Source organism: Polaromonas sp. P4_F6, assembly GCF_056401275.1.
In genome coordinates this window covers 265,533-278,511 of sequence record NZ_JBFUJQ010000004.1, presented here as the reverse complement: position 1 = coordinate 278,511, position 12,979 = coordinate 265,533, and the positions used below count along the sequence as shown (strand labels likewise).

At 65.2% G+C, this 12,979-nt stretch carries 15 protein-coding genes; 9 read left to right on the top strand and 6 right to left on the bottom strand.

The genetic code is table 11. The annotated features are described in order from the left end of the window. The first annotated feature begins 11 nt into the window (after positions 1-11). The 4 genes from panC (at position 12) to AC1DUN_RS13055 (ending at position 2,211) form a co-directional block, all read left to right on the top strand. Entirely contained in the window at positions 12-860 is an 849-nt protein-coding gene (panC, locus tag AC1DUN_RS13070) for a pantoate--beta-alanine ligase (protein WP_477714376.1), read from the top strand. 7 nt (positions 861-867) lie between these two features. Continuing rightward, positions 868-1,326: a GNAT family N-acetyltransferase gene (locus AC1DUN_RS13065; RefSeq protein WP_477714307.1), complete on the top strand. Its 459-nt coding sequence runs from the start codon at positions 868-870 to the stop codon at positions 1,324-1,326. Then, positions 1,323-1,802, top strand: a complete 480-nt coding sequence (locus AC1DUN_RS13060) for an N-acetyltransferase family protein (protein ID WP_477714306.1) — start codon at positions 1,323-1,325, stop codon at positions 1,800-1,802. The genes AC1DUN_RS13065 and AC1DUN_RS13060 overlap by 4 nt, the downstream gene beginning before the upstream one ends. A 79-nt stretch (positions 1,803-1,881) precedes the next feature. Then, positions 1,882-2,211 carry a cupin domain-containing protein gene (locus AC1DUN_RS13055; RefSeq protein WP_074577985.1) on the top strand — a complete coding sequence of 110 codons (330 nt, stop codon included), beginning with the start codon at positions 1,882-1,884 and terminating at the stop codon, positions 2,209-2,211. A gap of 24 nt (positions 2,212-2,235) precedes the next feature. On the opposite strand, the gene AC1DUN_RS13050 is transcribed toward AC1DUN_RS13055, so the two are convergent. From AC1DUN_RS13050 to AC1DUN_RS13035, 4 genes are all read right to left on the bottom strand, one after another. Beyond that, the gene (locus tag AC1DUN_RS13050) at positions 2,236-3,246 is read right to left on the bottom strand and encodes an NAD(P)H-dependent glycerol-3-phosphate dehydrogenase (protein ID WP_477714305.1); all 1,011 of its coding nucleotides are present in this window, start codon (positions 3,244-3,246) and stop codon (positions 2,236-2,238) included. A 51-nt stretch (positions 3,247-3,297) separates the two neighbouring features. Beyond that, positions 3,298-3,765 (bottom strand): protein-export chaperone SecB, encoded by a 468-nt coding sequence (gene secB / locus AC1DUN_RS13045; RefSeq protein WP_074577983.1) that lies wholly within the window; start codon positions 3,763-3,765, stop codon positions 3,298-3,300. A gap of 89 nt (positions 3,766-3,854) precedes the next feature. Then, a complete protein-coding gene (grxC, locus tag AC1DUN_RS13040) occupies positions 3,855-4,118 on the bottom strand; it encodes a glutaredoxin 3 (RefSeq protein ID WP_007867884.1) in 264 nt (87 codons plus the stop codon). Positions 4,119-4,225: 107 nt separating this feature from the next. Next, the gene (locus AC1DUN_RS13035) at positions 4,226-4,636 is read right to left on the bottom strand and encodes a rhodanese-like domain-containing protein (RefSeq protein WP_477714304.1); all 411 of its coding nucleotides are present in this window, start codon (positions 4,634-4,636) and stop codon (positions 4,226-4,228) included. Between the two features lie 125 nt (positions 4,637-4,761). Here AC1DUN_RS13035 and gpmA point away from each other — a divergent pair, with 125 nt between their 5' ends. The 3 genes from gpmA (at position 4,762) to AC1DUN_RS13020 (ending at position 8,000) form a co-directional block, all read left to right on the top strand. Then, a complete protein-coding gene (gene gpmA, locus AC1DUN_RS13030; protein ID WP_477714303.1) occupies positions 4,762-5,505 on the top strand; it encodes a 2,3-diphosphoglycerate-dependent phosphoglycerate mutase in 744 nt (247 codons plus the stop codon). Positions 5,506-5,690: 185 nt separating this feature from the next. Continuing rightward, positions 5,691-7,130, top strand: a complete 1,440-nt coding sequence (locus AC1DUN_RS13025) for a S41 family peptidase (protein ID WP_007867890.1) — start codon at positions 5,691-5,693, stop codon at positions 7,128-7,130. 114 nt (positions 7,131-7,244) lie between these two features. Further along, the gene (locus AC1DUN_RS13020) at positions 7,245-8,000 is read left to right on the top strand and encodes a HesA/MoeB/ThiF family protein (RefSeq protein WP_477714302.1); all 756 of its coding nucleotides are present in this window, start codon (positions 7,245-7,247) and stop codon (positions 7,998-8,000) included. A 4-nt stretch (positions 8,001-8,004) separates the two neighbouring features. On the opposite strand, the gene AC1DUN_RS13015 is transcribed toward AC1DUN_RS13020, so the two are convergent. Continuing rightward, positions 8,005-10,014, bottom strand: coding sequence for an AsmA family protein (locus tag AC1DUN_RS13015; protein ID WP_477714301.1), 2,010 nt, complete (start codon positions 10,012-10,014; stop codon positions 8,005-8,007). A gap of 357 nt (positions 10,015-10,371) precedes the next feature. On the opposite strand from AC1DUN_RS13015, the gene AC1DUN_RS13010 reads away from it, so the two are divergent. After that, positions 10,372-10,752 carry a response regulator gene (locus AC1DUN_RS13010; RefSeq protein WP_074577977.1) on the top strand — a complete coding sequence of 127 codons (381 nt, stop codon included), beginning with the start codon at positions 10,372-10,374 and terminating at the stop codon, positions 10,750-10,752. A 2-nt stretch (positions 10,753-10,754) separates the two neighbouring features. Here AC1DUN_RS13010 and AC1DUN_RS13005 read toward each other — a convergent pair whose 3' ends face one another. Next, on the bottom strand, positions 10,755-11,387 hold the full coding sequence (locus AC1DUN_RS13005) for a response regulator (protein WP_007867910.1): 633 nt from the start codon (positions 11,385-11,387) through the stop codon (positions 10,755-10,757). Positions 11,388-11,516: 129 nt separating this feature from the next. On the opposite strand from AC1DUN_RS13005, the gene AC1DUN_RS13000 reads away from it, so the two are divergent. Then, the gene (locus AC1DUN_RS13000; RefSeq protein ID WP_477714300.1) at positions 11,517-12,857 is read left to right on the top strand and encodes a sensor histidine kinase; all 1,341 of its coding nucleotides are present in this window, start codon (positions 11,517-11,519) and stop codon (positions 12,855-12,857) included. Positions 12,858-12,979 lie beyond the last annotated feature (122 nt).

The window sequence follows — 12,979 nt, the reverse complement described above, 5'->3', positions numbered from 1 at the left end:
CTGGAGACATGATGCAGATCGTCCACACCATCCCCGAACTGCGCGAGGCCTTGAGCCCCTACAAGCGCCCGGCCTTTGTGCCCACCATGGGCAATCTGCACGACGGCCACATCGCGCTCGTCAAACAGGCCAAGCCATTGGGCGACGTGAGCGTCTCCAGCATCTTCGTGAACCGGCTGCAGTTCGCGCCGCATGAGGATTTCGACAGCTACCCGCGCACCCTGGACGCCGACGCCGAACGCCTGAAGGCCGCCGGCTGCAATGTGCTGTTTGCGCCGCTCGAAAAACACCTGTATCCCGAGCCGCAGACCTACAAGGTGCACCCGGCCACGGATTTGAGCGACATCCTGGAAGGCCATTTCCGGCCCGGCTTTTTCATCGGCGTCAGCACCGTGGTGCTCAAGCTGTTTTCCTGCGTGTTCGCCGGCATGCCCACCGGCGTGGCGGCTTTCGGCAAGAAGGACTACCAGCAGGTCATGGTGGTGCGCCGCATGGTGCAGCAGTTCGCGCTGCCCATCGAGATCCTGGCCGGCGAGACCCAGCGCGCCGAGGACGGCCTGGCGCTGTCCTCGCGCAACGGCTACCTGAGCGCGGCCGAACGCGCCGAGGCCGTGGAGCTGTCCAAAGCCATACGCGCGCTGGGCGAAGCCGCCCGCGCCGCCGGCACGCCCGACCTGCCCGCGCTGGAAGCCCAGGCCATGCAGGCGCTGGCGCGCCGCGGCTGGAAACCCGACTACCTCACCGTGCGCCGCCGCGCCGACCTGCTGGCGCCCCAGGGCCCGCTGGCGGGTGAGCCGCTGGTGGTGCTGGGTGCGGCCAAGCTGGGCAGCACGCGGCTGATCGACAATCTGGAAATCTAGGCCGGCGATGCACATCAAACCCGTCGACCCGCTGTCGCCCGAAGCGCAATCATTGCTCGCGCGATCCGACGCTTATATGGCCGCGCTCTACCCCGCTGAAAGCAACCACCTGGAAAGCGCGGAGGCGCTGCGCCAGCCCCATGTGCTGTTTGTGGGCGCCCACCTCGACGGCGCGCTGGTGGGCTGCGGCGCGGTCAAGACGCTGGACGACGACGGGACTTACGGCGAAATCAAGCGCGTCTTTGTGCTGGATGCGCACCGCGGCAAGGGGCTGTCCAAAGCCATCATGCAGACGCTGGAGTCCCACCTCAAGGCCGGCGGCGTGGGCCTGGCCCGGCTGGAAACCGGCATCCACCAACCCGAAGCGCTGGGCCTTTATGCCAAGCTCGGTTATGTGGCGCGGGAGCCGTTTGGCGCCTATGCGCCCGACCCCTTGAGCGTCTTCATGGAAAAGCCGCTCGCGTGAGCACGTTGTCCATACGGCTGGCCACCCCGGCCGACCTGGCGGCGGTGGCCGCGCTGTTTGACGCCTACCGGCAGTTTTACGAGCAGCCCGCCGATGCTGGACTGGCACTGCACTTCATAGGCGAGCGCATGCGCAGGCAGGAGTCGGTGATCCTGGTCGCGCAAGCCGTGGACGCGCCGCACACCCTGGTGGGTTTCTGCCAGCTCTACCCCAGCTTCTGCTCGGTGATCGCCCAGCCGATCTGCACGCTTTACGACCTTTTTGTGGCACCCGAAGCGCGCCAGACCGGCGCCGGCCGCGCGCTGATGCAGGCGGCCCATGCGCACGCGCAGCAAAACGGCTTCGCGCGGCTGGACCTCAGCACCGCCAGGACCAACCACAAGGCGCAGGCCTTGTATGAATCCTTGGGCTGGGTGCGCGACGAGGTCTTTCTGTACTACAACAAGGCGGTTCCCGGGACGGTTGCGCCAGCCTGATCAGGTCAAACGCGCGGACGGGCAAGGCCCGCCTTGGGGTATAAAGTTCCATAGCCCCCACGTTCCCAGGAGTTTCGCCATGGCCATTCCCCACGCCGCATCCGGGCAGCTCGTTGACGTCCAGCCGCTGGCGGGCAAGCTCTCCGAGGGCCGCACCGTCGCGCTGTTCAAAAGCGAGGAACTGGAGGTCATGCGCCTCATCGTTCCGGCCGGCAAGACCGTTCCCTCGCACCAGGTCAAAGGTGAGATCACCGTGCAATGCCTGGAAGGCGAAGTGGCGTTCACCGCGAACGGCCAGACCCAGCCCATGAAAGCCGGCCAGTTGCTCTGGCTGGCCGGCGGCGTGCCGCACGGGCTCACGGCGGTGCGGGACTCGTCGCTGCTGGTGACGCTGCATTTACGCAAGTAGCCGCGTCCCGGCGCGACGCGGGATTCAGGCCAGCTCAGCGGTAGGCCCGCGGCCCATCAGCATCGCCACCGCCTCGGCGGGTTTGAGCTTGCCATCGAGCAAGGCCACCACGCTCTGGGCGATGGGCATCTCCACGCCCAGGCCGGCGGCGCGCTGCACCACGGTGCGGGCGCAGTACACACCTTCGGCGACATGGCCCAGCGAGGCCACCGCCTGCGCCAGGGTCTGGCCCTGGGCCAGCAGCAGGCCGACCTTGCGGTTGCGGCTCAGGTCGCCGGTGGCCGTGAGCACCAGGTCGCCCAGGCCCGACAGGCCGGTGAAGGTTTCGGCGCGCGCGCCCAGGGCCACGCCCAGGCGCGTCATTTCGGCCAGGCCGCGCGTGATAAGGGCGGCGCGGGCGTTCAGCCCCAGCTGCAGGCCGTCGCACAGGCCGGTGGCGATGGCCAGCACGTTCTTGACGGCGCCACCCACTTCCACGCCCACAACGTCGTCATTGGCGTAGACGCGCAGCGTGGCGCCGTGGAAGGCGGCGACCAGCGCGTCGCGCACCTCGGCATGTTCGCTGGCGGCGACCAGCGCCGTCGGCTGGCCGCGCGCGACTTCGAGCGCAAAACTCGGGCCGCTGAGCACACCGGCCCTCAAGCTGGGAGCGGCCTGCGCGCGTATTTCGTGGACCATCAAGCCAAAAGGCGAAGCTGCGGCGGCCACCGGGGCCTCAAAGCCCTTGCTGAGCCAGGCCACGGGCGCGCCGGCATCCCGCAGGCTGTGCAGCATGCCGCGGGCAGCCGACACCGGCGTCGCGAGGATGATGAGGTCTCGCCCGGCCAGCGCCTGGGCCAGCGGCGTATCGCCGCCCTGCAGCGCCAGGGCGGCGGGCAAGGCGATGCCGGGCAGGTAACGGGCATTGACGCGCCCGGAGCGCAGGCCGGCGAGTTGCGCGGCATCACGCACCCACAAAGTCACCTGGTGGCGCGAGGCGCTGCTCACGGCCAGCGCCGTGCCCCAGGCACCCGCGCCTATGACCAGTATTTTCATGAGGGTGTCACGCGGACATCATGAGGCGGCCGGGAGCATCCCGGCGGGCCCTCAGACGATGATCTGGGACGGGGCCGGCGTGGCAGCTGCGGCTTCCGCCTGCTGCTGCTCGTACATGGCCTGGAAGTTGATTTCGGCCATGTGCACGGGCGGGAAACCGCCGCGCTGGATCACGTCGGCCACGTTGCCGCGCAGGTAGGGGTAGACGATTTGCGGGCAGGCGATGCCCAGGATGGCGCCCAGCTGTTCGGGCGGCACATTGCGGATTTCAAAAATGCCGGCCTGCTTGGCCTCCACCAGGAACACCGTCTTGTCGGCGATCTTGGTCTGCACGGTGGCCGTCACGGCGACTTCGAACAGGCCTTCGGCGATGGGCGTGGCGCCCACGCCCAGCTGGATGTCCACGCTGGGCTGTTCCTGGTTCAGCAGGATTTCGGGGGAATTGGGCTGCTCCAGCGACACGTCCTTAAGGTAAACGCGCTGGATCTGGAATACGGGGTCAAGATTGGCTTCAGCCATGGTGTTCTTTCGGGTGCTGGGAGGGAATCGATGCGCCGGCGGGCCGGCGGCCAGCGCGCATTATCTCAGGCAATTCCTGCCTCAAAAATTCAGGCTGGATTATTCAGGAGAGGCATGAGGCCACCGCGGCCGTCGAGAGCCATCAGGTCGTCGCAGCCGCCCACATGGGTCTCGCCGATGAAGATCTGCGGCACCGTGCGCCGGCCGGTGATGTCCATCATCTTCTGGCGTTCGCCGGGCACCATGTCGACGCGGATTTCATCGAGTTCGGTGACGCCGCGCTGTTTGAGCAGTTGTTTGGCCTGGATGCAGTAAGGGCAGGTGCCGGTGGTGTAGATCTTGACGGTTTGCATGGTGTCTCCGGATCGCGCCGGCGGGGGCGGGGCGCGGGAAAAGTGGATGAATCAGGACTTGCCGGGAGAGGCAGGTTTCATGCCTGCTTTGCCCGGCCAAGCCTGGTTCAGGCCTTTTCCAGGGGAAGGTTAGCCTCTTTCCAGGCTTTGAGCCCGCCGCCCAGCGATTGGGCTTGCTCGTAACCGAGCTTTTTGGCCACGGCGACGGCACGGCCGGCGCGCGCGCCGGTGGCGCACACCAGGATCAAGGGCAGGCCTTTGTTCTTGACCGCCAGGGGCAATTTCTCTTCCAGCTCGCCGAAAGGCACGTTTTTGGCGCCCGTGACGTGGCCGGCGGCAAATTCATCCGCTTCGCTGACATCCACGACCACCGCTTTTTCGCGGTTGATCAGCTGCACCGCGCCGCTGGCGGTCAGCGCGCCGGCGTTCATCGCGCCGGAAATCATGGGCCAAACCAGCATGCCGCCCGAGGCGAGTGCTATCGAAATCAGCATCCAGTTATCGATCAGAAATTTCACGGTAAACCCTTTGTGTATTTTTCAGCTAACCCGTGATTTTAGAATGGAGGGAGAAAGCGCCCCGCCCGGCAGCCCCCCAATTCCCTTTAATTTCCCCTTTTTTCCACTCCCCACCCCTCCTGACCATGTACAAACTCGTGCTCATACGCCACGGCGAATCGACCTGGAACCTTGAAAACCGCTTCACCGGCTGGACCGACGTGGACCTCACGGAAACCGGCATTGAACAGGCCAAAAACGCCGGCAGGCTGCTCAAAAGCGAGGGCTACGAGTTCGACCTGGCCTACACCAGCGTGCTCAAGCGGGCGACCCGCACGCTGTGGCACACGCTGGACGAAATGGACCGTACCTGGCTGCCCGTGGTGCACAGCTGGCGCCTCAACGAGCGGCACTATGGCGCCCTGCAGGGGCTGAACAAGGCCGAAACCGCGAAAAAATTCGGCGACGAGCAGGTGCTGGTCTGGCGCCGCAGCTACGACACCCCGCCGCCGCCGCTGGATGCGAACGACCCGCGCGGCGAACGCGATGACCCGCGCTACGCCAAGCTTCAGCCCGGCCAGGTGCCGCTGACCGAGTGCCTCAAGGACACGGTGGAGCGCGTGCTGCCCTTCTGGAACGAATCCATGGCGCCCGCCATCAAGGCCGGCAAGCGCATCGTGGTCGCGGCGCACGGCAACTCCATACGCGCGCTGGTGAAATACCTGGACAACATCTCCGACAGCGACATCGTGGGGCTCAACATCCCCAACGGCATTCCGCTGGTCTATGAGCTGGACGCCAGCCTCAAACCCCTGCGCCACTTCTACCTGGGCGACAGCGAGGCCGCGGCCAAAGCCGCCGCCGCGGTGGGCGCCCAGGGAAAAGCCTGATCCCGCACAGGGGTTTACCCGTCCGGATTTTTGTAAAAGTCCTGTAAATAGCCGACCGTTTCGCTTCTTTTTTCGCGCCGCGCCCTGGCTAGGGTGGAACTGGAGGCTCCGGCCTTTCTCCAAGGTGTATATTGCTTCCCACGGGGGGAACAAGGGTTTCCCAACGGCTTACGAAGGTATTTTTTATGGGTCAAAAGCTCAAGATAGCAGGCTGGATTTCAATCGGCGCCGTGGCGGGAGCTCTCACCACGGTACAGCTGCAGGCGGTGGCCCGCGCGGGCATCGCCCCCCTGCCACTCGAAGAGCTGCAGCAGCTGGCCGCGGTTTTCGGCATGGTCAAGACCGATTACGTCGAGCCGGTGGACGAGAAAAAGCTCATCACCGACGCCATTTCCGGCATGGTGGCCAGCCTGGACCCGCACTCGGTCTATTTCGACAAGAAGTCCTACAAGGAATTCCGCGAAGGCACGACCGGCCGCTTTGTCGGTGTCGGCATCGAAATCAGCCAGGAAGACGGCCTGGTCAAGGTGGTTTCGCCCATCGAAGGCTCGCCCGCCGACCGCGCCGGCCTCAAGCCCAACGACCTGATCACTCGCATCGACGACACGGCGGTCAAGGGCCTGACGCTCAATGAAGCCGTCAAGAAAATGCGCGGCGAGCCCAAAACCAAGGTGTTGCTGACGATCTTCCGCAAGGACGAAAACCGCACCTTCCCGGTCACCATCACGCGCGAGGAAATCCGCACCCAGTCGGTTCGCAGCAAGGTGGTGGAGCCCGGTTACGCCTGGGTACGCCTGAGCCAGTTCCAGGAGCGCACGGTCGAGGATTTCGTGACCAAGCTCGAGCAGATCTACAAGCAGGAGCCCAACCTCAAGGGCCTGGTGCTCGATTTGCGCAACGACCCGGGCGGCCTGCTGGACGCCGCCGTCGCGGTGTCGGCCGTTTTCCTGCCTGATAACGTCACCGTGGTGTCGACCAACGGCCAGCTCGCCGAAAGCAAGTTCACCTACAAGGCCTCGCCCGAGTTCTACCAGCGCCGCAACGGCGCCGATCCGCTCAAGCGCCTGCCCGCAGCCCTGAAGAACGTGCCGCTGGTGGTGCTGGTCAATGAAGGCTCAGCCTCGGCCAGCGAAATCGTCGCCGGCGCGCTGCAGGACTACAAGCGCGCCACCATCATGGGCACGCAGACCTTCGGCAAGGGCTCGGTGCAAACCGTGCGGCCGCTGGGCCCCGACACGGGCCTGAAGCTCACCACGGCGCGCTACTACACCCCCAGCGGCAAATCCATCCAGGCGCGCGGCATCGTGCCCGACGTGATGGTGGACGAAACCGCCGAAGGCAGCCCGTTCGCCGCCCTGCGCACCCGCGAAGCCGACCTGGAGAAACACCTCAACAGCGGCCAGGGCGCCGAGGTCAAGGATGCCAATCGCGAAAAAGCCCGCGAGATAGCACTCAAGCGCCTCGAGGAAGAAGCCAAGAAGACGCCGGAGCAGCGCCGCCCGCCCGAACTGGGCAGCGACAAGGACTTCCAGCTGGCCCAGGCGATCAACCAGCTCAAGGGACGTCCCGTGCTGGTCAGCAAGACCGCCGTGGTGGAACCCAAGAACGAGAAAAAAGAGAACTGAGGCCGTGACGGGAGAGTGCCGGGATAACCGGCCTTTCCCGGTTTCCCCTGGCCGGTTTTTCGCACTCCTGTTCCATCGAGGCCGCCCTCCCCCGCGGCGGACTCCTTTCCTTTCATGAACGACGACCAGCTGCTTCGTTATTCCCGGCACATCCTGCTCGACGACATCGGCATCGAAGGCCAGGACAGGCTCCTGAAAGCGCATGTGCTCATCGTCGGGGCCGGCGGACTGGGCTCGCCGGTCGCGCTTTACCTGGGCAGCGCCGGCGTCGGCCACATCACCATCGCCGACCATGACCGTGTCGAGGCCACCAACCTGCAGCGGCAAGTCGCCCACACCCTGGACCGCATCGGCGAATTCAAGGCCGAATCCGCCCGGCAGGCCATCGCGGCGATCAATCCCGACGTGACGGTCACGCCCGTCACGCAGCGGGCCGAGGGCGCGCTGCTGGATGACCTGGTAGCCCAGGCCGACCTGGTGCTCGACTGCACCGACAACTTCGCGACCCGCCACGCGATCAACCGCGCCTGCGTGAAACACCGCAAGCCGCTGGTCTCGGGCGCGGCCATCCGCTTTGACGGCCAGGTCGCGGTGTTTGACGCGGGCCATGCGCAGTCGCCCTGCTATGCCTGTGTGTTCCCCGAATCGGAGCTGATGGAAGAAGCCTTGTGCGCCACCATGGGCGTGTTCGCGCCGCTGGTCGGCATCATCGGCAGCACGCAGGCGGCCGAAGCCCTGAAGCTGCTGTGCGGCGTGGGCGAGGCGCTCACCGGGCGCCTGTTGATGCTGGACGCCAGGCGCATGGAATGGAGCGAGATGAAACTGGCGCGCAACACCGCTTGCGCGGTCTGCGGCGGCATTCACCGCTGACCTTTTATTTGACGGCAGCCGCCGGGATGCGCGAGCCAGCGCTCGATGCGGCGGCCTGTTTCAGGATCGCCGCGCAGTTCTCGTCCTGGCCCGGCCCGGTTTCTATCGTGGCGGCCAGGGCCAGCAAAGGATTGATCATACCCAGCGCGAGCGCGATGCCGGCCCGCCCGGCCAGTGCGCCCTTGTCGGGACCGGCCGACGGGGCCGCGAAAGTACCACCGATTTTCAAGGGCGACCTCAAGCTCAGGATGCTGTGGTCCTTGGGAGCCGGCTCCAGGACCAGGTCCAGGGTTTCATCGGCTAGGCTGATGTTGCCGCGTCCGTTGATCACCGTGTCGGAAGTGTCCAGCACGATGGTTTTGCTGCTCATCAGCCCCTGCTTGACTTCAAAGGCGACAGCCGCGCAGCGCAGCTGCACATTGCGGTCGCCGCGCACCAGGAACTTGATGATCTCGCCGCCATCCAGGCCCATGAATTCGAGCAGGATGTTGCTGATCTCGCCTTTGCCCATCAGGACGGCCACATCACCGGAAGACGTGCCCAGCATCTGCGCCAGCGAGTTGCCGCGCCCCTTCAAGTCGAACTGGCCGCTGATTTTGCCCAGGCTGCTTTTGGTGGTTTGCACCGCGGGGAAAAGCTGGTTGAGCTGCACGCCGCGCAGGTCCAGCCGCGCCGCAAAAAGCGCCGGTACCTCATTCGAATCTATGCGTATGGCGCCGGCCACCGTGCCGCCCGCGATGCCCAGCGATATCGGCTCGAGTTGCAGGACACCGCCCGTCAGCTTGACGTGCACGCTGCCCTTGTCCAGCGGCAGCACCTGCACATGCCGGATGTCGGCGGCCGAATACACCACGTCGGCGTTCATGGCTTTAAGCCGGGTAATGTCCAGTGTCGCGACGGGCAAAACTTTGCGCGAGGCGTTGCCCGTTTTGCCTGTCTTGACCGGCGCGGGCTCGGCCTTGGCGGCCACGGCATTCGTGGGAGTGGGCCCCGCCGGCGGGGCCAGCCCGATCACCGGCGCCAGGTCGGCGAAGTCCAGCAGTTTTGACTGCACCTTGCCGGTCAGCAAGGGCACCGGCGCGGAGGGGTCAAAACTGAGCGCGCCGCTGAGGTCCGAGCTGCCCAGGCGTCCCTGAATCTGGCTGGCAGCCCAGACCTTGCCGTGCTTGGCGAGTTTGCCGCGCAATTTGTAAGGCGGCGTGGACGGCAGCACCACGCCCAGCAGCTTGTAGAGTTCCTCGAGGTTGCGGCCCTGCAGGTCAAAGCTGGCATCCACCCCGGCAAGGTCCGCGAGGTTGGCGATGCTGCCCTTGGCCTTCAGGCTGGTCTTGCCGGCCACCGCATTCACTTCTATCGGGAACGGTGCCTCCACGTCCTTGCTCAGCTGCAGGACGCCGCCGGTGCGCCCGTTGGCGCTGAAGGCCTCGTTCTTCCATTTGCCCGTGGCCTTGTAGCTCAGCGGCAACTGGCCGGCCGCCTCCTGGGCGAGCGAAAAATCGACGTGGATGTTGGCGCCCTGCGCCGCCGCCCGGTAGTCCACGCTGCCGCCGTCTATCAGCAAGGCATCGATGCGCGGAATGGCACCCTCATCGGAGGTGTCGCGCGCCAGCGCCCAGGTCCGGCGTCCATCGGGCTCCATCTGCAGCCCTATTTCCGGTGCCGTCAGCGCGATGCGCGGCAACACGACCTTGCCCAGCAGCAGCGGCAGCAGCCTGATGTCGAATTCGGCCGCCTCCGCCTTGACCAGGTAAGGCTTGCTGGCCCACTCGGGGTTGGCAAACTCCACACCGTCGGCCCTGACCGTGACGGTGCGCCCCAGGTGCACCGACAGATGCCGGGTGATTTCAAAGCGCCGTCCCAACTGGTCGGAAATATGGCGGTTGATGGGGCCGCGCAGCATGTCCCATGGGAAAAACACCAGTACCAGCACCAGGGCAAGCAGCACGGCGGCGATACCGGCAAGCCACCGTCGCCAGAGGACCGGCGCGGACTGGGGAGTGTTCATGAGTGGCATGGAGGATGGGGCCCGTCAAGGAGGCGGAAGGCCGGGCTTGCCGCGCGGGTGGCGGGGAAGGTGTGGAAGCGCCGGGGCGCGGGGCTCCGTTTAGCCCTGCATTCCACTATCGGCCGGATTGCGGAATGAGGCAGTCGGCAGGCGCCATGACACCCTGTGGGCATGTACCTACAGCCCGCGTAGTGTGGCTGCGGCGCACAAGCAATGCAGCCGTAGGCGGCCTCCTACAAGTGCTGGCCTTGGCCGCTGGCAGAATGGGCCTGGGTTGAAGATACATTAGGAAACAAGAGACATTCGCATTTTTGGGACTTTCGTAATACTTCGAAAGCCACGCGGCCTCCCACCTGGACCTGAGCAGTGAGACTGAAAACGTACATCGTAGAAGACAATCCGACCATTCGCGAAAATCTGATCGGAACGCTGGAGGAGTTGGCACGCATTGATGCCGTGGGAACCGCAGAAACCGAAAACGAAGGCAAGGCCTGGCTGGCGGAAAACAGCGAGGACTGGGACCTGGCGATTGTTGACCTGTTTCTCAAACAAGGAAGCGGGCTGGGCGTGCTGGCCGCCTGCAGGGACCGCCCTTCACGGCAGAAAGTCGTGGTCCTGAGCAACTATGCCACCGCCGACATCCGCCAGCGCTGCACGCAACTCGGCGTCGACGCGGTGTTCGACAAATCCAACGAGATCGACGCCCTGGTGGACTATTGCATCCAGCAGAGCGCCGCCGCCGATTGAACTCAATCAATCAGCTTGTTCTTGAGCGCGTAGTAGGTCAGGTCGCTATTCGAGGAAAGGCTCATCTTTTCCATCACGCGGGTGCGGTAGGTGCTCACCGTTTTCACGCTCAGCGACAGCGCCTTGGCGATGTCGCCCGCCGTCTCGCCCTTGGCCAGTTTCAGGAACACCTGGAACTCCCGCTCGGACAGCTGCTCGTGCGAAGCCACGTCGTTGGGCCGGTTCAGCTGCTGCGCCAGCAGCTCCGCCACCGCCGGGGTGATGTAGCGCTTGCCCAGCGAGATCACGCGGATCGCGTCGACAATCTCGGAAGGGTCGCACTCCTTGTTGAGGTAGCCGCTGGCGCCCTGGCGGATCAGGTTGACCGCATAGTGCTCCTCGGGGTAGCCGCTGAGGATGAGAATGCCGACATCGGGCGCCTTTGCGCGGATCATGGCCAGCGCGTCAATGCCGCTTTGGCCCGGCATGGACAAGTCCATGACGAGGATGTCGAGTTCGACATTGCGAACCAGGTCAATGGCCTCACGGCCGCTGCCGGCCTCGCCGACGACGCGCAAGTCAACCTGGTCCGAGAAAAACTGCTTGAGCCCCGAACGCACAATGGCGTGGTCGTCCACAATTCCGATTTTGATCATGTCGCTGTCTTCCTATAAAGCTGCAAGCCGGCAACGCCGTGAAAAGAGAAGCCTTGAACTGGCGCCTGCTTTAATTTTCAGCACCCATTATTGACGAATTCTTCACCGAAGTACCAAACGGAGTTTGCCGTGAAAGCATTTGCGATACCCAGAATGGCCATCAGCCTGCCTTTGGCGGTGTTGGCCGCCGCCTTCCTCATCTTCATCAATGAGGCGAGTTTCCGCAAGTCTACCGAAGCGGCGGCCAGCATTGAAGAGGCGCAGCAGACCCGCGGCGCCATCAACAAGCTGCTGCAGCACATGCTGGACGCGGAAACCGGCCAGCGGGGCTACCTGCTGACGGGCGACGCGCGCTACCTGGAGCCCTACAACGCCGCGCTGGCCGACATCGACCACAACCTGGACACGCTGCGCCAGCTGTTCACGCCCTACCGGGAGCAGCTGGCGGAGTTCGGCCAGATGTCGCGGCACGTTTCCCGCAAGCTGGCCGAAATGGACCTGAGCGTTCGCATGCGCAAGGAGGGCAATGAGGACGCCTGGAAGTTCGTGCTGACCACGGACGTCGGCAAGGAACACATGGAGGCCATCCGCGAGCAGTCCGCCAGGCTGGCGGCCGGCAGCGTCAGCAAAATGGAGCAGGGGCAGGAGCAGATCCGGCGCTCGCTGCAGCTGTCGCGCATCGGGGTGGCCACCGTGGCGCTGGCGGGTTTGCTGGCCTTCTACATGTACCTGCTGCAGACCAAGGCCTTGCTGGCTTCGGGCCGGCGCGAGCAGGAATCCCTGCAGCGCGAGCGCGACTTCCTCGAAGTGCAGGTGCGTGAGCGCACCGCCAACCTGGCCGAACTGGCCACCCACCTGCAGAATGTGCGCGAGGACGAACGCGGCCACCTGGCGCGCGAACTGCACGACGAACTGGGCGCGCTGCTGACCGCGGCCAAGCTCGATGTGGCGCGTTTGAAGTCGCGCCTGGCGGGCAGCATGCCGGAAGCGGTGGAGAGGCTTACGCACCTGACCAACACGCTCAACAGCGGCATCGCGCTCAAGCGGCGCATCGTGGAAGACCTGCGCCCGTCCTCGCTGTCGCACCTGGGCCTGGTGGCCTCGCTCGAAATCCTGGGACGTGAGTTCGAGGAACGCTCGGGCCTGGCCATCACCACCGACCTGGAGCCCGTCGAACTCGGCGGCTCCGCGCAACTGACCGTCTACCGCCTGGTGCAGGAGTCGCTGACCAACATCGGCAAATACGCGGAAGCCAAGCAGGCCGAGATCAGCCTGCATAACTTCGACAGCTACATCACCGTCGAGGTCAAGGACGACGGCAAGGGTTTCAAGGTCGGCAGCGTGGGCGCGGGCAGCCACGGACTGGCCGGCATGCGGCATCGCGTGGAAGCCGCGGGCGGCCGCCTCACCGTCACCAGCGCCGAAGGCGAGGGCACGCGCATTTCCGCGGTGCTGCCGAAGACGCGCTGACACGCGCACGCGCGCGTGAGCCTCGCAAGCGCGTAACAAAATGTCGGCCCCCTCCTACAGGGCGTGGCCATTCGAACTGACACAGGCACACGTCCGCAGCCGATGAGGCCATCGCGGGACGC